Annotated in this window: 20 protein-coding genes; 10 read left to right on the top strand and 10 right to left on the bottom strand. The window is 64.6% G+C overall.

The genetic code is table 11. The features are described 5' to 3' along the window. Positions 1-86: 86 nt before the first annotated feature. The 3 genes from CT676_RS25195 to CT676_RS25185 all read right to left on the bottom strand — a co-directional run bounded on the left by CT676_RS25195 (position 87) and on the right by CT676_RS25185 (position 4248). The gene (locus tag CT676_RS25195) at positions 87-1079 is read right to left on the bottom strand and encodes a glycosyltransferase family 2 protein (RefSeq protein WP_085404016.1); all 993 of its coding nucleotides are present in this window, start codon (positions 1077-1079) and stop codon (positions 87-89) included. 153 nt (positions 1080-1232) lie between these two features. Next, entirely contained in the window at positions 1233-1802 is a 570-nt protein-coding gene (locus CT676_RS25190) for a class GN sortase (protein ID WP_085404015.1), read from the bottom strand. Between the two features lie 181 nt (positions 1803-1983). Continuing rightward, complete coding sequence (locus CT676_RS25185) at positions 1984-4248, bottom strand: marine proteobacterial sortase target protein (protein WP_135215589.1); 2265 nt, start codon at positions 4246-4248, stop codon at positions 1984-1986. 187 nt (positions 4249-4435) lie between these two features. Between CT676_RS25185 and CT676_RS25180 the strand changes: the two genes are divergently transcribed. Together CT676_RS25180 and CT676_RS25175 are read left to right on the top strand one after the other, a co-directional pair. After that, positions 4436-5206 carry a helix-turn-helix transcriptional regulator gene (locus CT676_RS25180; RefSeq protein WP_085404013.1) on the top strand — a complete coding sequence of 257 codons (771 nt, stop codon included), beginning with the start codon at positions 4436-4438 and terminating at the stop codon, positions 5204-5206. Positions 5207-5254: 48 nt separating this feature from the next. Further along, positions 5255-6745, top strand: coding sequence for a glycosyltransferase family 2 protein (locus CT676_RS25175; RefSeq protein ID WP_085404012.1), 1491 nt, complete (start codon positions 5255-5257; stop codon positions 6743-6745). On the opposite strand, the gene CT676_RS25170 is transcribed toward CT676_RS25175, so the two are convergent. After that, the gene (locus tag CT676_RS25170; protein ID WP_085404011.1) at positions 6742-7962 is read right to left on the bottom strand and encodes an ABC transporter substrate-binding protein; all 1221 of its coding nucleotides are present in this window, start codon (positions 7960-7962) and stop codon (positions 6742-6744) included. The genes CT676_RS25175 and CT676_RS25170 overlap by 4 nt on opposite strands. Positions 7963-8050: 88 nt before the next feature. Beyond that, positions 8051-9601: a long-chain fatty acid--CoA ligase gene (locus tag CT676_RS25165; RefSeq protein ID WP_085404010.1), complete on the bottom strand. Its 1551-nt coding sequence runs from the start codon at positions 9599-9601 to the stop codon at positions 8051-8053. A gap of 265 nt (positions 9602-9866) precedes the next feature. Here CT676_RS25165 and CT676_RS25160 point away from each other — a divergent pair, with 265 nt between their 5' ends. The 8 genes from CT676_RS25160 to CT676_RS25125 all read left to right on the top strand — a co-directional run bounded on the left by CT676_RS25160 (position 9867) and on the right by CT676_RS25125 (position 19846). Beyond that, the gene (locus tag CT676_RS25160; RefSeq protein WP_085404009.1) at positions 9867-11003 is read left to right on the top strand and encodes an acyl-CoA dehydrogenase family protein; all 1137 of its coding nucleotides are present in this window, start codon (positions 9867-9869) and stop codon (positions 11001-11003) included. A gap of 169 nt (positions 11004-11172) precedes the next feature. Continuing rightward, complete coding sequence (locus CT676_RS25155) at positions 11173-12336, top strand: acyl-CoA dehydrogenase family protein (protein ID WP_085404008.1); 1164 nt, start codon at positions 11173-11175, stop codon at positions 12334-12336. Further along, entirely contained in the window at positions 12336-12992 is a 657-nt protein-coding gene (locus CT676_RS25150; protein WP_135215588.1) for a glutathione S-transferase family protein, read from the top strand. Before CT676_RS25155 ends, CT676_RS25150 begins: the two co-directional genes overlap by 1 nt. A 205-nt stretch (positions 12993-13197) precedes the next feature. After that, positions 13198-13998 carry an AraC family transcriptional regulator gene (locus tag CT676_RS25145; RefSeq protein WP_085404006.1) on the top strand — a complete coding sequence of 267 codons (801 nt, stop codon included), beginning with the start codon at positions 13198-13200 and terminating at the stop codon, positions 13996-13998. Positions 13999-14196: 198 nt separating this feature from the next. Further along, positions 14197-15063 (top strand): 3-keto-5-aminohexanoate cleavage protein, encoded by an 867-nt coding sequence (locus CT676_RS25140; protein ID WP_028155241.1) that lies wholly within the window; start codon positions 14197-14199, stop codon positions 15061-15063. A 114-nt stretch (positions 15064-15177) separates the two neighbouring features. Then, positions 15178-16794, top strand: coding sequence for an acyl-CoA carboxylase subunit beta (locus CT676_RS25135; RefSeq protein ID WP_085404005.1), 1617 nt, complete (start codon positions 15178-15180; stop codon positions 16792-16794). Next, positions 16791-18767, top strand: coding sequence for an acetyl-CoA carboxylase biotin carboxylase subunit (locus CT676_RS25130; protein WP_135215587.1), 1977 nt, complete (start codon positions 16791-16793; stop codon positions 18765-18767). The genes CT676_RS25135 and CT676_RS25130 overlap by 4 nt, the downstream gene beginning before the upstream one ends. Before the next feature lie 266 nt (positions 18768-19033). Next, positions 19034-19846 (top strand): hypothetical protein, encoded by an 813-nt coding sequence (locus CT676_RS25125; RefSeq protein WP_085404090.1) that lies wholly within the window; start codon positions 19034-19036, stop codon positions 19844-19846. Here the strand turns inward: CT676_RS25125 and CT676_RS25120 are convergent. Genes CT676_RS25120 through CT676_RS25100 form a run of 5 tightly spaced genes read right to left on the bottom strand, consistent with a single transcriptional unit; the run spans position 19818 to position 25292 of the window. Further along, a complete protein-coding gene (locus CT676_RS25120; RefSeq protein WP_085404089.1) occupies positions 19818-20804 on the bottom strand; it encodes a dipeptide ABC transporter ATP-binding protein in 987 nt (328 codons plus the stop codon). The genes CT676_RS25125 and CT676_RS25120 overlap by 29 nt on opposite strands. Beyond that, positions 20801-21808, bottom strand: a complete 1008-nt coding sequence (locus CT676_RS25115; RefSeq protein WP_135215586.1) for an ABC transporter ATP-binding protein — start codon at positions 21806-21808, stop codon at positions 20801-20803. The genes CT676_RS25120 and CT676_RS25115 overlap by 4 nt, the downstream gene beginning before the upstream one ends. Further along, positions 21808-22701: an ABC transporter permease gene (locus CT676_RS25110; protein WP_071909067.1), complete on the bottom strand. Its 894-nt coding sequence runs from the start codon at positions 22699-22701 to the stop codon at positions 21808-21810. The genes CT676_RS25115 and CT676_RS25110 overlap by 1 nt, the downstream gene beginning before the upstream one ends. 9 nt (positions 22702-22710) lie before the next feature. Further along, positions 22711-23658 carry an ABC transporter permease gene (locus tag CT676_RS25105; protein ID WP_071909068.1) on the bottom strand — a complete coding sequence of 316 codons (948 nt, stop codon included), beginning with the start codon at positions 23656-23658 and terminating at the stop codon, positions 22711-22713. 35 nt (positions 23659-23693) lie between these two features. Beyond that, positions 23694-25292, bottom strand: coding sequence for an ABC transporter substrate-binding protein (locus CT676_RS25100; RefSeq protein ID WP_085404088.1), 1599 nt, complete (start codon positions 25290-25292; stop codon positions 23694-23696). Between the last annotated feature and the right edge of the window lie 172 nt (positions 25293-25464).

The raw sequence follows: 25464 nt of genomic DNA, 5'->3' as shown, positions 1-25464 counted from the left end.
CTTTTGGCGAAAGTGCGAACGATCGGACGACGTGCCACGACTGCGTGACGCATTCTTTCAAATGGTGATCACGCCTCTGCTATCGTTCAGTAATGCAGCAGGCGCAGCTTGTAGGCGTAGTGATACGCCAACTGCTTCGCGAGATAGGAAGCGATGGCGCGCCGGATCTGCATCTGCGTCGGATCGAAGCCGAGAACGCGGCGCCGCAGGATGCCCATCTCCCTGACGCCGAGCGCGTAGGTCGAAGCCGTCTTCTGTGCATCATGGATGCGGAAGCAGGCGAGAAATCGCGGCAGGCGCACGAACTTGAATTCCGCGGCTTGCGCGCGCAGGATGAAATCCCAGTCCATCGCGTAGTGGAAGCTCTCGTCGATGGGCCCGATCCTCTCCCACACGCGCTTGCGCCAGAACATCGTCTCCTGCGGGATGTAGTCGGCATATTGCAAAGCCTTGCCGTCATGAGGCGGCAGCACGGCGCGTCCGACCTCGAGCCCCTCGCGATCGACGAAAACGCGATGGCCGTAGACGATGTCGACATCGGGATGCGACATGAAGTAGTCGGCGACATAGGCGAGCGCTCCGGGCAGCAGCATGTCATCGCTGTTGAGGTAAGCCATGATCTCGCAATCGGCACCGGCGAAGCCGAGATTGATGGCGTTCGACTGCCCCTTGTCCGGCTCGCTCGTCCAGCTGATGCTCTCACCTCGGCTCTTCAGGAGATCGATCGTGCCGTCGATCGAGGCGCCGTCCTGCACGTGATAAGTCAGCTTCGGATAGTTCTGACTGACGATGCTCTCGATCGTGGCGTCGAGATATTGCGCATGATTGTAGCTTGGCGTGACCATCGTGATCCGCGGCGCATTCGCCGGGATCGCAGGCGCAGGCGGGAAGACAGTCAGGTTGAGCAGGCGCGGCGGATATTGCTCGAAGGTCCACATCGGCGGTCGTCGCCAGAGGCTCCGCAGCGAGGATCGTCTCTGTCCGGCAGCAATGAGGTCCTGATTCCGTTCCAGGAGCGCGACACGATTTTCGAGTTGCTCCAGCCGCTGTTCGAGGCGCTGCCTGAACTCGTCGTCCATTACAGGTTGTCCTGAAAATTACAGCGTCAAAAGATCAATCGGCTGTTCTTACAGGTCTATGGGAGACGACGCCAGTTCAGCGGCCCGATCAAGCGCGGTTCCCCGGCTGTTCGGCGCGGTCTCTATCGATCCCCGATGGCCGATTGCGAACCGCTATTCACCTGTTTCGATCAAGGTGGCATGCAGGGTGTAGCGCTCGGGTCCGGGCGTGACGGCGTCGAAGGGCCAGCAGGTTGTGAGCACCAGTTCGACATCCTGCGTCGCGGGATCGATGCCGGACTCATCGAAGCGAACCACAGCGGAGGAATCCGCCCGATAGCGAAAGTGCTTTCCGTCACGGCGTGTGACATCGATTACGTCACCAATGGCGACATTCCGCAGGAAGCGGAAATGTGTATCGCGGTGCGCGGCATATACCGCAACGCCGCGCTCGCCGGCATCAGCCGTTTGGTGGATATGGCCGGGTCCGAACGCGAGGGCCTGGCCGCTGGTACCTTCCAGCACGATCGCGCTGGCCCCGATTCGCTTCACCTCGATCCGCGCGACCGGCCAGGTGTCGGCCCAAGACCATGGCTTGACCACGCCGCCGGTCGTAACGCTCCTGTCGAACGCGCGCTCCAGCAGCACCTGGGCGAGCCATGCCTTGGCATGGATGTAGGCGCCGTCGCCGAACAGGATGAGGCCGACAAGTGCAACAGCGAGGGGGGAGATGAAGCGGGGCATAATGGTCCTTCCCCCGTCATTGCGAGCGAAGCGAAGCAATCCAGACCGTCTCCGTGGCGGCAGTCTGGATTGCTTCGTCGCTTCGCTCCTCGCAATGACGGCTGATAAAAAGGCGCGCGCGGCCGTTGGTATGGGACGGGCAGCCGCGCGCGCTAACAGAGGAGTTCGGGGGGCTCCTCTCTCAAGCGGCGTCAGTGAGCAAGGGCTGACGCCGGTTGAACACGTACAGGATCAGGGCGAGCACGATCAGGATGAAACCTGCGATCATCTTGAGCTCGGCTGAGGTCGCGGTCTTCGGTAGGCGGATCGCATCCGGCGCGGCGGGCGTCGGCCGCCTCGTCGCCGGCTGGTTGCGCGCATCCGCATGGCGTTCGCGCAATTGTGTGGGCGTCAGATGCGGTCGCTCGCCAAAGACCTTCTCGAAATCCCAACCGGCCGGCAGGTTGAGCGGCAGCTCGCTGAGCTTGAGCGGCGCGCCCTCGTGGCGGCTCGGCGTCTTATCGACCGCGACCAGGCTGGTGAGCCGCGTGACGATCTGATGGTCGAGCGCCAGCGCGAGGATCGCCTTGTCGGAGTCTTCGGGCGTCATCTCGCGCATGGTGCGCGCAACCTCGGCGTCGCCGATCTTGCGCTTGGCCCAGAGTTTTGACAGGCCCTTGCCTTCGGCGGCGTTTTGCAGCGGCAGCGTCACCGACCACGGGCGGTCGCCGACACGTCCCTTGATCTCGAGCGAGCCGGCGAGCTTGTCGAGCTTTGCCGCCAGCACCAGCGGTTCGTCGCGATAGACGTCGGGAATGATCGCAGGCGTCACGTCTGCCTTGGCATCGGAGAACTTTACGCTGAGCCCGGTCACCGCGGGGTTCTCCAGCTTGGCGAACAGGCCGCGCATGCGCTCCTCGACCTGCTCGACGGAGCCGATATGGGTGAAGGCCCCACGGCCGAGCTCGGCGGCGCGTGTCATCAGATAGGTGTTGGGCGCGGATCCGATGCCGACCATGAACACGCGCGAGCGGCCCCGCATCGCAGTGACCGTTTCGAACAATTGCTGTTCGTTGCCGATCGCGCCGTCGGTCAGGAACACCACCTGGCGGACCATGCTGGTGTCGCCAGCCTTGTCGGTCAGCGCGGCGCGCATCGCCGGCACCATCTCGGTGCCGCCGCGGGCCTGTAATCCATTCACGAAACCGAGTGCTTCGCCGAGATGCGCGGGGTCGGCCGGCACGGAGGTCGAGAACAGCACGTCCATGGTGTCGTCGAAACGGATCACATTGAAACGGTCATTCGGCTGGAGGCGGCCGAGGGCATAGAGTAGGCTCGCCTTGGCCTGAACGATCGACGTACCGCCCATCGAGCCGGAATTGTCGATCACGAACACGACCTCGCACGGCAGCGGCTTTTGCGTCGCCTGCTCGGCGCTGGGCGGGGAGACGAAGGCGAGCAAATAATCGGCATCGCCGATACGCTCGCGGAACAGCCCAACGGACGGTGCCTTCTCCGCGGCCGGCTTCCAGGTCAGCTCGAAATCGCGGTCGGCGGCCACCGCGCCGTCAGCGAGCGTGACGATTCGCGTCGCATTGTCCGGGCTCTCGACCTTGACGTTATGGTGGTGACTCCTGACCTCGCCAAGCGCGAAGCCTGCCTTCAGGCGCACCGTGATGCTGGTCGGATTGACCGGCACGTTTCTGGCGGGATCCAGCACCGGCGGCGAGATACGGTCGCGGTCCGGCACCGGCTCCGAATTGGTCGCGCCCCAGCCCGAGCCGTCCTTGCGGAAGTCGACGCTCTGCACGATCGGTGCCGGATTGTAGCGCGGCCCGACCACCAGCGGCAGCCGCAGCGAATATTCATTGCCGGATTGATGCACCGGCTCCTGATATTCGATCTGCACCAGCACGGTTTCGCCGGGACCGATATTGGCGACCGAATTGGTGAAGATGTTCGGCCGCTCCTGCTCCGTGAGCGCGGCCTTCTGGCCGGCACGGCGCGCCTGCTCGTAGATCACCCGTGCCTGCTGCCGTTCCTTGATGTCGCCGATGATGACGCGGTCGCCGACCACCAACTTCAGCGTGTCGACGGCGCCGCCGGTGGGAAGCGGATAAACGTAGGTCGCCTCGACCCAGTCCTTGGTCGGATTGCGGAAGACCTGGGTGACGCGGGCGCGCAGCGTCGGGCCTGACACCGTGATGTCGACGTCGATGCCGAGGCGGATCGCCTCCGTGTAGGCGCCGTCCTCCTTCAGGAGAAGGGTGCCGGATTTGGCATCGCCGGGCTGGAGCAGGCTGGCCTGCTCCGTCGTCGCCGACCATCCGGGCTCAAGACTCACGAGCAGGGCCACGAAGGCAACCAGCATCACCGCGATGCCCTGCACCAGCAGAAACAATCCGAGCTTGATCAGCCGCCCCAACATGGGGTGCTCGTCGCCGTCGGCTGTGTCGTAGCTATCCATTTCGCCTGCTCCCGAAGGGTGTTCGCTGGCTCGGAGCATCCGTCGGGAGCGCCTGAATGCGCGAGCAGAATGATCGGCAATGTTCCGCCGCGGCCGGCCCCGGCAGGCCAAGGCCGGGATCGCCAAGTACGGTTTTGTGCTGGCTTGTCCGCCCTGCTAGACTTGCGTCCGTGGAGCAGGGTTGACGATGCAGACGCAGGATAAAGTCACCGACAGGCAGCTTTCGGACGAGCAGAGCCGCGAGATCGCGGAGACCATTCGCGAGGAACTCGCCAGGCGCCGGATGTCCCGGCAGGCGTTGGCCGAGCAGGCCAAGCTCAGCCTGTCGACGCTGGAGAAGGTGCTCGGCGGCCGGCGGCCGTTCACGCTGGCAACGACCGTGCGGCTGGAGCAGGCGCTGGGCGTCTCCTTGCGCAAAAGCGCCGCCGTGGTGACGCCTCCGGCCGCAAACGATGTCGCGCCCGACAGCCTCGGCTCCTATGCGCATCGCGCGGTGACCTGGCTCGAGGACGTCTACATCACGCTGCGGCCGTCCTTCGGCGACAAGGATGCGATCTTCGCCTATCGCACCGAGATCGTCTGGGAGCCGAAGGTGTCCTCACTGGTGTTCCGCGAGGGCGAGCGAACCGACGCCGCCTATGAGCACACCGGCGAGGTTGCGGTGCCGCATCAGTCCGGCTTCATCTATCTCGTCATCATCAAGCACGGCCAGCATCGCGTGATCACGGTGTCGCGGCCGACGGTTGCCGGCGAGATGTACGGCATCATCTCGACGCTCCGCGCCGGACCCGGCTCGCAACTGACGCCGATCGCAGCGCCGATCGCCTATGTGCCGCTCCGCAATGTCGCGAAGCCGTCCCTGGGACGGGTCGGCCCCGACGATGCCAACCACGCATTGTATGGAAAGCATCTGCGCCGCACGGTGGAGGAATCGTTCGCGTTGTTTCTGTCGGTATAGTCCGCGAGAAAGAGTCCGGAATGGCGTCGCGTGCGTCTATAAGGGAACATGCAGGACGTGCCCGCACCATACGGCGGTGAATCTCCGCTGTTCTCCATCATCATCCCGCTGGAACATCACCGCGGGCAGTGGGAGCTGTCCTGGCTCGGCTGGACGTCGCAGACCGCCGACAAATCGCTTTACGAAATCATTCTGGTGGTGCCGCCTGATTTCGAGGCACTCAACGAGCTGAAGGCGCTGGCCGGCGGCAAAGCGCGCCTCGAATTCACCAATTCGGACCATGACATCGGGCTCTGCGCCTTCGGCGCCGCCAAGGCCCGCGGCAAATATCTGTTCTTTACGGAGTCGCATTGCCGGCCCGAGCCTGACGTGATGGAGGCCTGCATCCGCGCGATCGACGCGCGTCCCGACTGGGCGGGGTTCTCCTGTCAGTCGGTGCCGATCTGCCATAACCGGCTGTCCGTGGCGGAGGCCGCCATGTACCAGGCCGACATCGAGTTCGGCATGAAGCAGCATCCCTGGCGCAAGGTACTGGACCAGTGCTTCGTGACGCGGCGCGACGTCTATTGGGAATGCGGCGGCCTGCGCGAGGAGCTCGGCCATTTCGCCGAATGGGTGCTCGCCGCCGCGTATCACGCGAGGGGCCATACGATCGGCTATCTCGAGGAGGCGCGCTTCCATCACTACTATATCGGCGAAATCGGCGAGCTGAAGACATTCACGCTCGATTTCGTGCAGGGCGAGATCCGCTATCTCAGCGAAGCACGCGATGATCCCGGCAGCGAGCTGCTCGAAACTCCGATCGAGTGGAGCAGCCGCGGCGATTTCAACGTCGCGCTGGCGCGCAGCGCCCTTGCTGCACGGATGCGCGCCGGCCGCGTGACAAGCGAAGGCCTGCAGGCGATCGGGCGTTGGTGCGCGATCGCACTGGCCGGCGACCGCCTTGCGCTTGGTCTTGCACGTTTGGCGGCAGGCTATGCGCGCTGCAGCCTGACCCTGCTCACCATGGGCGGCTCTCGCGGCAGCATCGCGCGCTGGCTGAAGCGTTATATCGCCGCGCTGATCCACTATCAGCGCCTCTATTGCATCCGTGGCATTCGGGGGAGCCTTGGCGGAGCTGCGCAGAGTCTCGGCGATCAGATGGTCGCACAGGCCGGCTTCCATGCCTGGGAGGTCTGGCAGGGCCGCAGCTTCCGCTGGAGCGAGCCGGAAGCCGCCTTGCGGATCGAGGCGCCGCCGGGGCGCACCATCATTCGGATCGCGTCGCCGGAGATTCGCGGGCCGCTGGATCGGATCGGCGTGCAGTTCTATCTCGACGGCGTGCGCGTTGCGGATGCCGCGACCGCGATCGACGCGGATGCCTTCGTTCTTCAGCTCGATCTGCCGCCATCGGGCGGGGCGATGCTGGCATGGGCATGTCCGCGTTTTGCGGCCATCGATGACCCGCGCCGGCTCGGCCTGCCGGTCGCGGGGATCGACGTCAGTGCAGGCGAAGACGTCAGCTGCACGTCTCCGCCCGTTGCTGCGATGCGTGGCTAGCCGCCCGTTTCGGCGCTGATGATGTCGCCGAACAGCTCCCACTGGCCCTTCTTGAACCGCCACATCTTGAGCTGCTCGATCGGCGCGAAGTCCGTGGCCGAGGTGTTGATCTTGATCCCCGGGATCAGCGTGTCAGGGACGAAGTCCTTGAGGCTCGAGGCCTGCTTCATCACGTTCTCACGGGTCAGATTGTCACCCGACTGCTTCAGCACCTGCACCATCGTCTGGGCCGCGGCATAGGCGTACACCAGATTGGCATCCGAGATGTTCGCGCCGGGCATGTACTTGTCGATGAAGGTCATGAACTTCTTCATGCCCTCGTCGTCCTTCCACTGCGGGTCCGACGCATCCTTCAGATAGCCGGCCGACAACACGCCTTCGGATGCCTCGAGGCCGGCCGGCTTCATCACCGCGCCGATCGACACCGAGACGTCGGTCATCAGGTGCATCGGCCTCCACTCCAGCTCCGCGATCTTCTTGATGGCCTGCGCCGCGAATTTCGGGGTCGCGATGTTCACGAAGACATCGGCGCCGGTGCCCTTGAGTTTGACGATATGGGCGTCGATCGACGGCTCCGAGGTCTCGTAGCTCTCCTCGGCCACGATCAGCTTCGATGCCTTGTCGCCGAACACGTCCTTGATGCCGGCGAGGTAGTCCTTGCCGAAATCGTCGTTGGCATAGAAGATCGCGACCTTCGCGTCCGGCTTCTCCTTCAGAATGTATTTTGCGAAGATCTGTGCCTCGACCCGGTAGCTCGGCTGGAAGCCCATGGTCCAGGGAAAGTTCTTCGGGTCGTTCCACTTGCTCGCGCCGGTGGCGAGGAAGAGCTGCGGCACTTTCTTGGAATTGTGATATTTCTGCACGGCGGTCTGGGTCGGCGTGCCCAGCGCGTTGAACACCAGGAAGACCTCGTCGCTCTCGATCAGCTTGCGGATCTGCTCCACGGTCTTCGGCGGCGAGTAGCCGTCGTCATAGGAGATCCAGTTGATCTTGCGGCCGTTGATGCCGCCCTGGTCGTTGATCATCTTGAAATAGGCTTCCTCGGTCTTGCCGATGATGCCGTAAGCGGAGGCGGGACCGGAATAGGCCTCGACATTGCCGATCTTGATCTCGGTGTCGGTGACGCCGGTGTCGTACGCCTTCTGCGCATACGCGGACGGGGTCGCAAGCAGCGTCAACGCCGTTGCTGCGGCAAGCAGGGGGAGTTTCTTGTTCATGAAAATTCCTTGGGGTTTTCTTTGCGGTTTCTTCTGGGTTGGAGCAGGCACGTCAGAAACGAAGAAGCGCCCGCAAGGGGCGCTTTGATCAGGTGTTGGCGACTTTCTTGTCGACTTCGGACGCCACCGAGAATTCTTTCCGCAACGTCGGCTTGTGGATCTTGCCGGTGGCGTTGCGCGGCAGCGCATCGACGAAGCGCACCTGTCGCGGGCATTTGAAGCGCGCGAGATTGGCCGCGCAGTGCGCAAAGACAGCCGCCTCGGTCAGCCGCTGACCGGGCTTGGCTGCGACGATGGCGAGGCCTACCTCGCCCCATTGCGGATCGGGAATGCCGATCACGGCGGCTTCCGCGATCGCGGTGAGCTGATGCAGGATGTTCTCGACCTCGGCCGGATAGACGTTCTCGCCGCCCGAGATGTACATGTCCTTCCAGCGGTCGACGATATAGTAGAAGCCTTCCTCGTCGACGCGCGTCGCATCGCCGGTGTGCAGCCAGCCGTCGGTGAAGGATGTCTTGTTCGCCTCAGGCCTGTTCCAGTAGCCCGGCGTGATGTTCGGGCCCTTGACCCAGAGCTCGCCGAGTTCGCCGACATCGGCATCGCTGCCGTCGGGTCGCACGATCCGCACCTCGGTGTGCAGCACCGGCTTGCCGGCCGAGCCCGCCTTGCGCGCCGCATCCTCGCGATCAAGCACCAGCACGGCGGGCGAGGTCTCGGTCATGCCGTAGCCCTGCTGGAGCGCGACGCCGCGCGCCTCCCAGACTTTGAGCAGCGGCACCGGCATCGGCGCGCCGCCGACACCGCAGACGATCAGCCGGGTCAGGTCAGTTGTCGCGAAGGCCGGATGCTGCGCCATGAACTGGTAGATCGCGGGCACGCCGAAGAACACGTTGATGCCCTGCGCGGGATCGTTGATCAGGCCGAGCGCCGTGCCGGGATCGAAGGCGCGCATGATCATCACGGTGCCGCCGGCATGCAGCACCGGGTTGGTGTAGCAATTGAGCCCGCCGGTGTGGAACAGCGGCAGCACGGTCAGCAGCACCGAGGCCGGCCCGATGCAGGCGGGGCCGCCGAGATTGACGCAATTCCAGAAGGTCATGCCATGGGTGATGGTCGCGCCCTTGGGATGGCCCGTGGTGCCCGACGTGTACATGATGGTCGAGACGTCATCGAGCGTGACCTCCTCGGCGCGGGCGAGCGGCTTGGCGGACGCGATGCCGGTCTCGTAAGCGCCGCCGGGGCCGAGCAGCAGGCTGCTCGCGACGTTGCAGAGTTTTGCGACGCTCAGCGCGGTCTCGGCCAGGTCAGTGTCGTGGATCATCACCTTCGGCGCGCAATCGCCGGTGATGAACTGAAGCTCGGGAACGGTGAGGCGGGTGTTCAGCGGCACGAAGACGGCGCCGAGCCGTCCGCAGGCGAACTGCACCTCCAGCGTATCGGTCGTGTTCAGCGCCAGCACGGCGACGCGGTCACCGCGCGACACCTTGAGAGTGTCACGGAGAAATCCGGCCAGGCGCGAGACGCGGGCATCGAGCTGCGAATAGGTGAAGCGGCGCTCGCTCGCGAGGTCGATGACCGCGACCTTGTCAGGCGTACGGCGGCCGTGATGGACGATCCAGTCGTAATAACGAACGGCCAAAATCCCTCCCTCGGCGGTCTTGTGCCGCCTGCGTCCCTATTTGCCGGGCACCATGCCCGGCGTGGCCCTGGGGCCAGCCGGAGTTTGTGCGCACGTCTTTTTTTGCCCCGGAGTTGGCCTGCGGGGGGCGAAAATCGTCTTGCGTTGAGTTGCTAGGCATGGCTGCGCGTGGAGTGGTTCCCCCGGTCAGCCACTCTGCGCAAGTGAACGGCAGATGTTCCGGCCATGGTGGCCAACACGAATCCGCCAGCAGGGCGAGACGACGATGAAGAGCCCGTTCTATACCACCGAGCATGACGCCTTCCGCGAGGTGATGCGCCGCTTTGTCGACAAGGAGATCACGCCCTTTGCCCATGAATGGGACGAGGCCGGCGAATTTCCCCGCGTGCTCTATCGCAAGGCGGCCGAGATTGGCCTGTTGGGGCTCGGATTCCCCGAGGAATATGGCGGGATCGCCGCCGACCAGTTTATGAAGATCGTGGCGAGCCAGGAATTGGCGCGTGCCGGGGCCGGCGGGGTCAGCGCCAGCCTGATGAGCCACACCATCGGCTCGCCGCCGATCGCGCGGGCGGCGCGCCCGGAGGTCAAGGCACGCGTGCTGCCGCAGGTGCTGTCGGGCGAGAAGATCTCCGCGTTGGCGATCACCGAGCCGGGCGGCGGCTCCGACGTCGCGAACCTCCGCACCAGGGCGCGGCGCGATGGCGATCACTACGTCGTGACCGGCGAGAAGACCTTCATCACCTCAGGGATGCGCGCCGATTATCTGACCGTTGCGGTGCGTACCGGCGGCGAGGGCGCCGGCGGCGTCAGCCTGCTCCTGATCGAGGGTGACACGCCCGGCCTGTCACGGACGAAACTGAAGAAGATGGGCTGGTGGGCCTCCGACACCGCGACGCTGCATTTCGACGAGTGCCGCGTGCCGGCCGAAAACCTGATCGGCGAGGAGGGCCAGGGCTTCAAGATCATCATGCGGAATTTCAATAGCGAGCGCATGGGCATGGCGGCGGGCTGCACCGCCTTTGCGCGGGTCTGCCTCGACGAGGCGATCGCCTACGCCAAGGAGCGCAAGACTTTTGGCAAGCCGCTCGCCCAGCACCAGGTCATCCGTCACAAGATCGTCGACATGGCGCAGAAGGTCGCGGCATCCCAGTCGATGCTGGAAATGCTGGCCTGGCGGCTGGAGCAGGGCGAGAGCCCGATCGCCGAGATCTGCATGATGAAGAACCAGGCCACGCAAACCATGGCGTTCTGCGCCTCGGAAGCCGTGCAGATCTTCGGCGGCGCCGGCTTCATGCGCGGCATCAAGGCCGAGCGCATCTACCGCGAGGTCAAGGTCAACGCCATCGGCGGCGGCACCGAGGAGATCATGAAGGATCTGGCCTCAAGGCAGATGGGGTTGTGAACGCCCCACCGTCATACCCGGGCATAGCCGTCCGCAGGACGGCGTCGCTTCCGCTCGCCTATGTCCCGGGCATCCACGTTCTTGCTGCCGGCTGACGAAGACGTGGATGGCCGGGACAAGCCCGGCCATGACGAGCACATTAGAGATACCGAGAGCTGAGCTGACAAAAATGCTATTCACCGCCGACCACGACGACATCCGCCGTTCCCTGCAAAAATTCATCGCCAACGAGATCAATCCTCATGTCGATGACTGGGAGAAGGCCGACATCTTCCCGGCGCATGAGCTGTTCAAGAAGATGGGCAGCCTCGGTTTCCTCGGCTTGAACAAGCCGGTCGAGTTCGGCGGCTCCGGCCTCGACTATTCCTATGCGCTGATGATGGCGGAGGAGCTTGGCGCCATCACCTGCGGCGGCGTGCCGATGGCGATCGGGGTGCAGACCGACATGGCGACGCCGGCGCTGGCGCGGTTCGGTTCGGACGAGGTGCGGCGCGAATTCCTCAGTCCGTCGATATCAGGCGATTACGTCGCCTGCATCGGCGTTTCCGAGCCCGGTGCGGGTTCGGACGTTGCCTCGATCAAGACAAATGCACGCTCCGACGGCGACGACTACGTCATCAATGGCGGCAAGATGTGGATCACCAACGGCACCCAGGCCGACTGGATCTGTCTGCTCGCCAACACCGGCGATGGGCCGGTTCATCGCAACAAGTCGTTGATCTGCGTGCCCATGAAGAGCAAGGGCGTCACGGTGGCACGAAAGCTCGACAAGATGGGCATGCGCTCCTCGGACACCGCGCAGATCTTTTTCGACAATGTCCGCGTGCCCAAGCGCAACCGGATCGGCGAGGAAGGCAAGGGCTTTACCTACCAGATGATCCAGTTCCAGGAGGAACGGCTCTGGGGCGCGGCGGCCTGCCTGAAGGCGCACGAATACATCATCGATCAGACCATCGAATACACCCGCAACCGCAAGGCCTTCGGGAAGTCGATCCTCGACAACCAGGTCGTGCACTTCAAGCTCGCGGAGATGCAGACCGAAGTCGAGCTGTTGCGCGCGCTGATCTATCGCGCCGCCGAGCAACTCGTGGCCGGCGAGGACGTGACCAAGCTTGCGACCATGGCCAAGCTCAAAGCCGGCCGGCTCGGCCGCGAGCTCACCGACGCCTGCTTGCAATATTGGGGCGGAATGGGCTTTACCAACGAGACGCCGGTCAGCCGTGCCTATCGCGACAGCCGCCTGACCTCGATCGGCGGCGGTGCTGACGAGGTCATGCTGATGGTCCTGTGCAAGATGATGGGCACGCTGCCCGGCAGTAAAGGTATTTCCTGATGATCACGCTCTATCACTGCGACGCCGCGCGCTCGTTCCGTCCGCTCTGGATGCTGGAGGAGATGGGGCTTCCGTATGAATTGAAGATGCTGCCGTTCCCGCCGCGGGTCTTCGCCAAGGAGTACCTTGCGCTCAATCCGCTCGGCACCATTCCCTTCATGGTCGACGGCGAGACGAAGATGACCGAGTCCTCCGGCATCTGCCATTACCTCGGCATCAGGCACGGACCGACGCCGTTGATGGTCGGACCCGAAGATCCCGCCTATGGCGCGTTCCTGAACTGGATGTATTTCAGCGATGCCACGTTAACCTTCCCGCAGACGCTGGTGCTCCGATACACCCAGCTCGAGCCGGAGGAGCGCCGCAATCCGCAGGTCGCAGGCGACTATGCGAAATGGTTCTTGGGGCGCCTGCGCGCGGTCGAGGCAGCGACGGCCAATGCCGAAACATTGTGCGCAGGCCGCTTCACCGCCGCTGACATTGTCATCGGCTACGCGCTCCGGCTCGCCAACAATGTCGGGCTCGCCAAGGATTTCGGGCCAAATGTCGCAGCCTATTGGGCGCGGCTGCAGCAGCGCGACGGATTCAAGCGCGCGGTTGCCGAGGAGCTGAAGGCCGGCGTCGAGCAGAATGTTGCGCCGCGCGTGAGGGCGTAAGGGAGGCTGTCATTCCGGGCGATGCGAGGCGTCGAACCCGGAATCTCGCGCAGCAATCTCCAGGTTCCGGTTTCGGTCCGGCGGACCGCCCCGGAACAATAACGCATGTCTCCATGACAGCGCTATCGCGCCGTGACAGCGCCCAAATTTCCGCTAAGGTGACCTCCGTCCGCAGCGGCCAAAGAGCCGCGCGAGGAGGATCCCAATGGAAGATAACGGTCGCGAATCCGACCATCTGATGCTGATCACGCCGGAGCGGGTATTCTATGCCGGCCTGCTCGGCCGCCCGCGCAAGCGCACCCCCGGCTGCTGCCACGTCTATGTCGCGGTGAAGGGCAGCCTGCATCTGACGATCGACGACGTTCTCGCCACCGGCGAGCTGTTCGTGACCCTGCCGAACCAGCGGCATTCCATCGCCAGCGACTACCGCACTGCAATCAGCGTGACGCTCGAGCCGGAAAGCATGCCGGACGGCGTAATCGAGGCCCTGGCCGAGCGGCTGACCGGACCTGACCGGGCCGTCTATGCCCGCAAGATCCTCGCCGCCTACACGCTGCTGCGCCAGCGCCGCTATGGCGACATCACCACCGCCGAATTCGACGAGATGTGCTTTGGCGAGGCGTTGCCGCGTCGCGTGCTCGATCCGCGCGTGATGCGCGCCGTCGCCCGCATCGGCCGCTTCTCCGGCGAGCCGGTGACGGCGGATACGTGCGCCACCGAAGCGGGGCTCTCGGCCTCGCGCTTCCTGCATCTGTTCAAGGAGGAGACCGGCATCTCGTTCCGCTCCTTCCGCGCCTGGAAGCGTGCGCGGCATTTGCTGCACTTCGCCAACCAGGACCTCAATCTCGCCCACCTCGCGCAGGACATCGGCTATCCCGACTCCACCCATTTCAGCCATTCGATCCGCCGCTTCTATGGATTGAAACCGCGCGCGATCTTCGTCGGCTCGCGCGACCTCGCGATCTACCGCAGCACCGAGACGGTGAGGCTCGCGGAGGCGAGTTAGGCGCGCTCTCGTAGGGTGGGCAAAGCGAAAGCGTGCCCACCATCTTCGTTCAGCGCCAAGATATGGTGGGCACGGCGCGAGAGCGCCTTTGCCCACCCTACGATAGCCGTGCCTTCCAGCTTCTCCGCGCAAGAAGCCGCATGCCGCTCATCACATGATCGCAAGCGTTGAATTCTCAACGTGCGAGACATTTTTGGCATGAGCGACAAGGCCGTCATCACCTGCGCGCTGAACGGCGTGCTCACCGACCCGAAGCAGCACAACGTGCCTGTGACGCCCGAGCAGATGGCACGCGAAGCCAAGGCTGCGTTCGATGCCGGCGCCAGCATCATGCACATCCATCTGCGCCAGCAGGCGCCGGACAAGGGACATCTGCCGTCCTGGGACGTGAGTGTCAGCAAGGAGATTCAGCAGGCAATCCGCGAGGCCTGCCCCGGCGTCATCATCAATCACACCTCGGGCGTCTCAGGGCCGAACTACAGCGGCGCGCTCGACTGCATCCGCGAGACCAGGCCGGAGATCGCGGCCTGCAATGCCGGCTCGCTGAACTATCTGAAGGTGAAAGCCGACAACACCTGGGCCTGGCCGCCGATGATGTTCGACAACGCGGTCGAGAAGGTGAAGGACTATCTCGACGTGATGAACGCGGTCGGGACCATCCCCGAGTTCGAATGTTTCGACGTCGGCATCGTCCGCTGTGTCGGCATGTATCACCAGGTCGGCATGTACAAGGGCCCGCTCGAATATAACTTCGTGATGGGCGTTGCCTCCGGCATGCCGTCCGATCCTGATCTGCTGCCGATCCTGATCAAGCTGAAACGGCCCGAGGCGCATTTCCAGGTCACCGCGATCGGTCGCGAAGAGATCTGGCCGCTGCACCAGCGCTGCGCCGAGCTCGGCGGCCACCTGCGCACGGGTTTGGAGGATGCCTTCTATCTCGCCGACGGCAAGAAGGTGACGTCGAACGGCCAGTTGATCGAGGCCATCGCCGCCTGCGCCCGCCGTGCGGGCCGCGAGATCGCAAGCCCCGCCGAGGCGCGGAAGATCTTTGGGACGAATAGGTAAGGTATCGCCTCAACCGTCATTGCGAGCGAAGCGAAGCAATCCAGGGTCTTTCCGCGGTGACGGTCTGGATTGCTTCGTCGCTTCGCTCCTCGCAGTGACGAGCAGGATAGAGTTATGTCCATTCTCGACAACACTATTTCTCCCGGCAGCGCCAGCTACCACGCCAATCGCGACGGCATGCTCGCGCTGATCGACCGCATGCGCGCGCTGGAAGAGCGCACGCGTGAGGCGTCGGCGGCGGCAAAGGATCGCTTCCACAAGCGCGGCCAGCTGCTGCCGCGCGAACGCGTCGCGCTGGTGCTCGATCCCGGCGCGCCCTTCATCGAGCTGTCGACGCTCGCCGGTTACATGTTCGACGTATCAGATGCGAACAAGAGCGTGCCCGGCGGCGGCGTCATCGCCGGCATCGGCTTCGTCTCCGGCGTCCGCTGCATGGTCAGCGCCAATGACGCCGGCATCGATGCCGGTGCGCTCCAGCCTTACGGCCTCGACAAGACGCTGCGGGTGCAGGAGCTCGCGCTGGAGAACAAGCTGCCCTACGTCCAGCTCGTCGAAAGCGCCGGGGCCAATCTGCTGCGCTACCGCGTCGAGGACTTTGTCCGTGGCGGCAACATCTTTCGCAATCTCGCGCGGCTCTCGGCGGCGGGGCTGCCGGTCGTCACCGTCACGCACGGCTCGTCCACCGCGGGCGGCGCCTACCAGACCGGCCTGTCCGATTACATCGTCATGGTCCGCGGCCGCACCCGCGCCTTCCTTGCCGGGCCGCCGCTGCTGAAGGCCGCGACAGGCGAGATCGCGACCGAGGAAGAGCTTGGCGGTGCCGAGATGCACACGCAGGTCTCCGGCCTCGGCGATTATCTCGCGGAGGACGACCGCGATGCGCTGCGCATCGCGCGCGAGATCATGGCGGCGCTGGAATGGGAGCGGCCGGGCCGAGCGGTTTCACAGTTCAAACCGCCGCGCTACGACCAGGACGAGCTGCTCGGTATCATGCCGATGGACCACAAGCGCACCGTCGACATGAAGCAGGTGATCGCGCGTATCGTCGACGATTCCGACTTCACCGAGATGGCGCCCAATTACGGCCCCGCCACCGTCTGCGGTCACGCCCGCATCGAAGGCCAGGCGATCGGCATCATCACCAACAACGGCCCGCTCGATCCCGCCGGCGCCAACAAGGCGACGCATTTCATCCAGGCCTGCTGCCAGACCCGCACGCCGATCCTCTATCTCAACAACACCACCGGCTACATGGTGGGCAAGGCCTATGAAGAAGCCGGCATGATCAAGCACGGCTCCAAGATGATCCAGGCGGTGACCTCGGCGACGGTGCCGCAGATCACCATCTACTGCGGCGCCTCGTTCGGCGCCGGCAATTACGGCATGTGTGGCCGCGGCTTCCATCCGCGCTTCTGCTTCTCCTGGCCAAACGCCAAGACAGCAGTGATGGGCGGCGAGCAGGCCGCCGAGACCATGGCGATCGTGACCGAGGCCGCCGCAGCACGGCGCGGCAAGCCGGTCGAGAAAGAAAAGCTCGACGCGATGAAGGCGCAGATCATCGGCGTGTTCGACGGCCAGATGGACGTGTTCTCGACCAGCGCGCGCGTGCTCGACGACGGCGTGATCGATCCGCGCGACACCCGTGCGGTGCTGTCCGAGGTGCTCGCGATCTGCCGCGAGGGCGATGCGCGCACCCCTCAGCGCATGCAATTCTCGGTGGCCCGCCCATGAGGAACGGATCAGTGCAGCACCGGCCGTTCTTCAGGGTTTTGGTTGCCAATCGCGGCGAGATCGCGCTGCGCGTGATGCGCAGTGCGCGGCAGCTCGGCCTCGGCGTCGTTGCGGTCTATTCGGATGCCGATCGCGATGCGCTCCATGTACGGCAGGCCGACCAGGCCGTGCGCATCGGCGAAGCCCTGCCGGCGCAATCCTATCTCAACATTCCCGCGATCATCGCCGCGGCCAAGGCGAGCGGCGCGGATGCCGTGCATCCCGGCTATGGCTTCCTCGCCGAGAACGAGGAGTTTGCACAAGCGTGCAAGGATGCGGGCCTCGTCTTCATCGGTCCCTCGCCGCAGGCGATCGAGGCCATGGGTAACAAGGCCGGCGCCAAGGAGATCATGAAGAAGGCCGGCGTGCCCTGCGTGCCCGGCTATCAGGGCGCCGACCAAACCGACGAGGTCATGCTCGCGGAAGCCAGGAAGATTGGCTTCCCCGTGATGATCAAGGCGGTTGCGGGCGGCGGCGGACGCGGCATGCGGCTCGTTACCGATGCCGCATCCTTCCCCGATGCGCTGCGCAGTGCGCGGTCGGAGGCGAAGGCCGCGTTCGGAGATCCCACGGTCATCCTCGAACGTGCCATCCAGAATCCCCGACACATCGAGATCCAGGTGTTCGGCGACAGCCACGGCAACGCCATCCATCTCGGCGAGCGCGACTGCTCGGTGCAGCGGCGACATCAAAAGCTGATCGAGGAGGCACCATCGCCGGCGGTCACGCCGGAGCTGCGCGCGAAAATGGGCGAGGTCGCTGTCGCCGCGGTGAGGGCATTGCGTTACGAGGGCGCCGGCACGCTGGAGTTCCTGCTCGACGCCAGCGGCGAATTCTACTTCATGGAGATGAACACGCGCCTCCAGGTCGAGCATCCCGTCACCGAGGCGATCACCGGGCTCGATCTCGTCGAGCTGCAGCTGCGTGTCGCGCGTGGCGAGCCTCTGCCGGTGAAGCAGCAGGACATCCGATTCTCGGGCCATGCCATCGAGGTGCGGCTGTGCTCGGAAGATGCCGCGCAGGATTTCATGCCGCAGTCCGGCCGCATGGCGCGCTGGCAGGTGCCTGACAGCATCCGCGTCGAGCACGCGCTGCAATCGGGCGCGGAGATCCCGCCGTTCTACGATTCCATGATCGCAAAGGTGATCAGCCATGGCGCGACACGCGAGGAGGCGAGGGGGCGGCTGATCGTCGGCCTGGAGCAACTCACTGCGTTTGGCGTGACCACCAACCAAGCATTTCTGATGTCCTGCCTGCGCCATCCCGGATTTGCCAGGGGCGAGGCGACGACAGCCTTCATCGGCGCACATCGCGACGAACTGTTGGCGCCGCCGGCGAATGCTGCATTCGATACGGCGCTGGCGGGCCTGCTGCTCTATGTCACCAATCCGCGCGCGCCGTCATGGCAAGGTGGCCGGAGCCTGGCGGCAACATTTCCGTTAACGGCGAAAGTCGAGATCGCCAGCCACACCCACGAGCTCGAAGTCACGCGTGAGCGCAGTGGCGGCTACATCGTCGCCGCCGACGGCCGTCAGGACAAGTTCGAGATCGACCAGCTCGATCCCGACGCCATCCGCTTCCGCCACGACGGCGTGATGGACAGCGCAAAATTCCTGCGCGACGGCGACCGGCTCTACCTCCAGCATCGCGGCATCCCGCTTGCGGTCACCGACCTCACCCTCGCCGCACCGAAGGCGGCCGCAACCAACGGCGGCGATGGCAAAGTCCGCGCCGCCATGAACGGCCGCGTCGTCGCCGTGCTGGTCAAGCCCGGCGACCGCGTCACCGCCGGTCAAGCGGTGATGACCCTGGAAGCAATGAAGATGGAGCACGTCCACAAGGCCGGCATCGACGGCGTGGTCGCCGCGATCGACGTCGCCGAAGGCGAGCAGGTCACGACGGGCAGGATCGTCGCGGAGATTGCGGCGGGGTAGCCTCTCTCCGTCATTGCGAGCGAAGCGAAGCAATCCAGTCTGCATCCGCAGAAGCACTCTGGATTGCTTCGCTGCGCTCGCAATGACGATGGGGAGAGATGCCGTCTCAAACGCGACTCGCCGCCGTGGCTGCACGCGGGCGTCCCAATAAATCCAAATAATTCCAATATGATATTGCCTGTTTGATCTCGCTCAAGATTTTTATTGAACATTGTTCAATTTAGGGCTACTAATATTGAGCGATGTCAAATCATGTGGAGGCCTGCATGTTGCGCGCAAATCACCACGCCCGAGAGACCGATGCCCTGCTGCCGTCAGTGTCCCGCCGGTTCTCGTTCGCCCCGCCGCAAGTTCGCGAAAAATATCTGATCGGCGCACTCTTCGTCCTGACGCTCGTGGCGCTCCTCGCACCCGCGATGCCCGCCTCCGCCTGGCACATCCCGCATTTCGTCGACACCCGCACCTGGCTGGGCGTGCCCAACGCCGGCGACGTGCTGAGCAATCTTGCCTTCCTGGCGATGGGCGCTTGGGGCTTGCTGCGCCTGCGTGCCCACCCTGATGCGCCCGCGGGTGCAGGTTGCCTCTTCGTGGGTCTGATCCTCACTTGCCTAGGATCGTGCATCTATCATCTGGATCCCGACGCGCCGCAGCGGCTGGTGGCCGATCGTCTCGGTATGGCGGTGGCGTTCGCGGGCTTTCTGGGCATCGCGGCCAGCGAGCGCATCAGCGTGCGTGCCGGTCAGGCGGTGGTGGTGCTGGTGACGGTTGCGGGCCTGCTCGCGGCCTGGGTGGCACGCGAGAATCTCACGCCATGGGTGGTCGTGCAGTTCGGCGGCATGGCGTTGGCCGTGGGACTGGCGTTGACACGGCCCCGGCCCGGTGCGCTTGGCGTGTCTCTGGGCGGCGTGATCTTCTTTTACGCGCTGGCCAAGCTTTTCGAGCTGGGTGACGTGACCATATTTGAAGCGACAGGCCACATTGTCTCGGGCCACACGCTCAAGCATCTGGCCGCCGCGCTGGCGGCCTGGCCGGTGATCCGGGCTTTGCGGCCTACTGGCTCCGTCCGGTCCCCTCGTTGAGCAGACACGCCACCTGATGTCCGCCGCCCGCGTCCACCAGCGCCGGCCGCTCCGTCCTGCACCGCCCGATCGCAAACCGGCAGCGGGTGTGAAACGCGCAGCCCGGCGGCGGATTGACCGGGCTCGGCACGTCGCCGTCGACCAGCGGCGCGAGCTTCTTGGCAAACGGGTTCGCAACCGGCACTGACGCGAGCAGGGCTTGCGTATAGGGATGGCGGGGATTGCGGAACAGCTCGTCCTTGTCGGCGATCTCGACGATGCGGCCGAGATACATCACGGCGACGCGATGGCTGATATGGGCGACCACGGCGAGGTCATGCGCGATGAAGAGATAGGAGAAGCCGTGCTGCTTCTGCAGGTCGATCAGGAGATTGATCACCTGCGCCTGGATCGAGACGTCGAGCGCGGAGACCGGTTCGTCGCAGACGATCAGGCGCGGCCCCAGTGCCAGCGCGCGTGCGATGCAGATGCGCTGGCGCTGGCCGCCGGAGAATTGATGCGGGAAGTTGCGCATCTGATCAGGCCGCAGGCCCACCTGCTCGAACAGTCTTGCGGTACGCGCTTCCAGCTCCTTGCCGCTTGCGAGCCCATGCACGGCGAGCGGCTCGCCGACGATGTCGCCGGCGGTCATGCGCGGATTGAGCGAAGCAAAGGGATCTTGAAACACGATCTGCATTGAGCGGCGATGCGGCCGCAGCGCGGTCTTGGAGAGACGGGTGATGTCCTCTCCATCAAGGCGGATCTGACCCGAGGTCGGCTCGACCAGCCGCAGCACGCTGCGCGCCACCGTCGACTTGCCGCAGCCGGATTCACCGACCAGGCCGAGCGTCTCGCCGGTATGAACCGAGAACGAGACGCCGTCGACCGCATGCACGGTGCCGACCTGCCGCCGCAACACGCCGGCGCGCACCGCGTAGTGCTTCTTGAGATCGGTGACTTCGAGCAGCGCTTCGGTCATGCCACCTCCGCCACTTCGGCCGCGCGCCAGCACGCCGCGAGATGGCCGCCGCCCCAGTCCTCCAGCGGCGGATATTCGGCCTCGCAACGCTTGATCGCGAGCTTGCAGCGCGGCGCGAAGGCGCAGCCTTTCGGCAGCCGCACCAGCGACGGCACGGTGCCGGGAATTTCGTTGAGCCGCGCCTGCACCGGAACACCTGACGCCGGCACGGCCGGGATCGAGGCCATCAGCCCGCGGGTGTAGGGGTGCTTGGGATCGGCGAACAGCGCTTCCACCGTTGCCTCCTCCACCTTCTTCCCCGCATACATCACGATCACCCGCTGCGCGGTCTGCGCGACGACGCCGAGATCATGCGTGATCAGCACGAGGCCGGTGCCGAGCTCCTTCTGAAGGTCGAGGATCAGCGCCAGGATCTGTGCCTGGATGGTGACGTCGAGCGCGGTGGTCGGCTCGTCCGCGATCAGCAGCGCCGGACGGCAGGCCAGCGCCATCGCGATCATCGCGCGCTGGCGCATGCCGCCGGAAAGCTGATGCGGATACTCCCGCGCGCGCCGCGCCGGTTCGGGAATGCGGACCAGCCGCAGCATCTCGACCGCGATGTCGCGCGCTTCTCTGGCCGGCATCGCCCGGTGCAGCCGCACCGCCTCGACGATCTGGTCACCGATCCGCATCACCGGATTGAGCGAGGTCATCGGCTCCTGGAAGATCATGGAGATGCGATTGCCCCTGACGGCGCGCATCTCGGATTCATCCAGCGCCAGCAGCTCGGTGCCTTCGAGCGAGACCGACCCGCCGACGATGCGGCCGGGCGGATCGGGCACCAGCCGCATCAGCGACAGCGCGGTGACGCTCTTGCCGCAGCCGGATTCGCCGACGATCGCGAGCGTCTCGCCACGTTTCACGGTGAACGAGACGTCGTCGACGGCTTTGAACAGGCCGGAATTGGTGAAGAACACCGTCTTCAGGTTCTTCACATCGAGCACGAGATCGGATTTTTCTGCCATCAGCCGCGCTGCCGGGGATCGAGGATGTCGCGCAGGGCGTCGCCGAACAGATTGGCGCCGAACACGGCGAGGCTGATCGCGATGCCGGGGAAGATCACCAGCCACGGTGCGGTGCGGACATATTCGGCGGCGGATTCCGAGAGCATCCGACCCCATGACGGATAGGGCTCGGGAATGCCGAGGCCGAGGAAGGAGAGCGAGGCTTCGGTGAGGATGGTCGAGCCGAGCTGCGCGGTCGCGAGCACGATCAGCGGCGCCAGCGTGTTCGGCAGCACGTGGCGCAGCGCGATCCGCACCTCGCTCATGCCGATCGACTTGGCGGCTTCGATAAAGGGCAGCTCGCGCAGCGCCAGCGTGTTGGCGCGAATGACGCGCGACACGGTCGGGATCAGCGGAATGGCGATGGCGATGATGACGTTCGGCAGGGACGGACCGAGTGCGGCGGTCATGATCAACGCCAGGACCAGCAGCGGAAGCGCTTGAAGAATGTCGGAGACACGCTGGAACACCAGATCGACCCAGCCGGAGAGATAGCCGGAGGTCAGCCCGACGATGACGCCGATCGTGCCGCCAAGTGCCGTCGAGCCGATACCGACGGCGAGTGAGATTCGTGCACCGTGGATGATGCGGCTGAACACGTCACGGCCGAAGGAATCCGTGCCCATCCAGTGCGCCAGGCTCGGGCGCGCCAGCGCACGGGCGGCGTCGATGGTCAGGGGATCGTAGCGCGCGATGAAATCGGCAAAGATCGCCGTGAGCACGAACAGCGTCATGATGATCAGCCCGGCCGCGCCCAGCACATGCCGCTGCGCCAAATACAGCACGCGCCGCCAGCCACCGGTCGCATACGCGCCGGCCCGCCTCAGTTCGAGATCATAGTCAATCGCGGCCAAGCTGATCTCCTAATCCGTATACCGGATACGCGGATCGAACACCGCGTAGAGCATGTCGACGATGAAGTTCGCGCTGACCACCACGACCGCAATCAGCATCACGAGGTTCTGCACGATCGGGTAGTCGCGCCAGCGGATCGCTTCGACCAGGAAGCGCGCGACGCCGGGGATGTTGAACACGGTCTCGGTCACGATCAGGCCGCCGATCAGGAACGCTGCCTCGATGCCGATCACGGTGATGACGGGCAGGATCGCGTTCTTCAGCGCATGCTTATAGTTGACGGCGGCGTCGGAGGCGCCCTTGGCGCGCGCGGTGCGGATATAGTCCTGCCGCAGCACCTCCAGCATCGAGGATCGCGTGATGCGCATGGTCAGCGCGGCGCTGCGGAAGCCGACGGCGGCCGCCGGCACGGCGTAGGTCGCGAACGCCTCGAGCCAGGTCTGCGGATTGGGATTGAAGATCGGCATCTGGTTGAACATCGCCACCGACGCCGTGAGGATCAGCAGGCCGAGCCAGAACGAGGGCAGCGACAAGCCGCTGAGGCTGACGACGCGCAACGCGTAATCGAGCCGCGTCCCCTGCTTCACCGCGCTGATGACACCGAGCGGAATGCCGATCGAGGCCGAGAACAACAGCGCCAGCCCGGCGAGCCGCGCGGTGATCGGGATCCGCGGCAGGATCTCCTGAAGCGCAGGCTTCTCCGAGACATAGGAGTAGCCGAAATCGCCGCGCAGAAAGCCGCTGATCCAGTGCCAGTACTGCACGACCAGCGGCTGGTCGATGCCGAGCTCCTTCTCCAGATTGGCCCTGTCGGCGGGATCGACGTAGCCGGCCGCGGCAAACAGGATGTCGACGATGTTGCCGGGCACGACGCGCAGCAGGAAGAAGATGACGACCGAGATCCCGAACAGGGTCACGAGCATCAGGAACAGGCGCCGCACCAGATAGGCAAACATGCATCGCCTCCTGTCGAAACCGCCAGCCGCCTGCGCTACTTGTCCATCCAGACGTCCTCGTAGCGATACCCATTATAGGAGCTGTTCGACATCACCGTTACGCCCTTGACATAGGGCTGCCAGCAGGAGCCGGTGCGCGCGTGGAAGATGATCGGGCGGGCGACGTCCTCCTGCAGCTTCTTGTCGATGTCCCACACCAGCTTCTTGCGCTTGTTGACGTCGGTCTCCTGCGACTGCACGTCGAACAGCTTCTCGATCTCCTTGTTGCAGTAATTGGTGTAGTTGCGCTCGGAGCCGCAGGAATAGTTCTCGTAGAACGACTGGTCGGGATCGTCGACGGCGTTGCCGGTCAAATTGAGCCCGAGCATGTAGTCCTTGCGTGCGATCTTCGGGAACCAGTTCGCGGTCTCGACCACGTCGAGCTCGCCGTCGATATAGATGCTCTTGAGCTGGTCGATCAGGATCACCGCGGGATCGCGATAGACCGGGATGTTGCGGGTCGAGACCTTGACGGCGAGATGCTTGTCCGGCCCGTAGCCGGCCTTCTGCATCAGCTTCCTGGCTTCCTCGCGGTTGGCGTTCACATCGGGGCCGTAGCCGGGAATGCTCTCGAGCATCTCCTTCGGCATGCCCCACAGTCCGTTCGGCGGCGGCAGCATGGTGCCGCCGACATCGCCCTGGCCCTCGAACATGATCGAGATGAAGGCCTTGCGGTCGAGCGACAGCGCCATGGCGCGGCGGATGTCGATATTGTCGAACGGCGGCGCGGAGGAATTGACGATGATGTTGGTGGCGACATTGTTGGGCTCGACCACGCAGACCGCTTTCGGCGCCTGCGATTTGACGTCCTTCAGCAGCGGAATGCTCACTTCGGTCGGGAACGCCATGTCGAACTTGCCGGCGACGAAGGCGAGGATCGCGGTCGAACGGTTCGGGATGATGGTGAACTCGATGCCGTCGAGATAGGGCCGCCCCTCGCGCCAATAGTCGGGATTGCGGGTCAGCTTGATCGATTCATTGGCCTTGAACTCGACGAATTTGAACGGGCCGGTGCCGATCGGGTGCGTGCGCATGTCGCCGGGCGAGACGTGACAGGGATAGACCGGCGTGTAGCCCGAGGCGAGCAGGGCCAGCAGCGACGGCTGCGGCCGCTTCAAGTTGAAGGAAACCTCGAGGTCGCCGTTGGTGGAGACGTCGTTGACCTGCTCGTACCAGGTCTTGCGCGGATTCTGCCGGAACTTCTGCTGCGACTTGCCCATCAGCATGTCGAAGGTGCATTTGACGTCCGCGGAGGTGAACGGCTTGCCGTCGTGCCATTTCACGCCCGGGCGCAGCTTGAAGGTCAGCGTCTTGTTGTCGTTGACCCAGGCCCAGCTCTCGGCGAGTTCCGGAATGATGTTGTCCATCCTGTTCTGCGCCTCGTCCTGCTTGTAGATGACGAGGTTGTTGAACACAGGCATGAAGGGAACATTGAGCGAATAGGTCGCGCCTTCATGGATCGAGGCATTGCCGGGGCTGTCGCGGTGGTACATCCGCAGGACTCCGCCCTGTTTGGGCCCGCCGGCGAGCGCGGTGGTCGAGGTCGTCAGCACAGATAGCGCCGCCACTGCGGCGAGCGCCCACACGCTCCGCATGCTCATCCTCCCTGGACATTAGTCTTTTGGGCCTTTGCGGCCTGTTTGTCAGACGATAGCGACGCGCGTGCAGCGAGGCAACCGGCAAGGCCGCTCGCCGCCTCGACAATTCGGATGACGGAAGGCCGCAGGCGTTCACACTCTCTTCATGTGAGAGTGCAGGTGCGAAGGG

This window comes from Bradyrhizobium sp. MOS001 (genome assembly GCF_004634465.1).
In the GTDB taxonomy this organism is placed as follows: Bacteria; Pseudomonadota; Alphaproteobacteria; order Rhizobiales; family Xanthobacteraceae; genus Bradyrhizobium; species Bradyrhizobium barranii.
The sequence above is the reverse complement of the archived record's forward strand: the minus strand, read 5'-3'. Positions and strand labels throughout refer to the sequence as shown.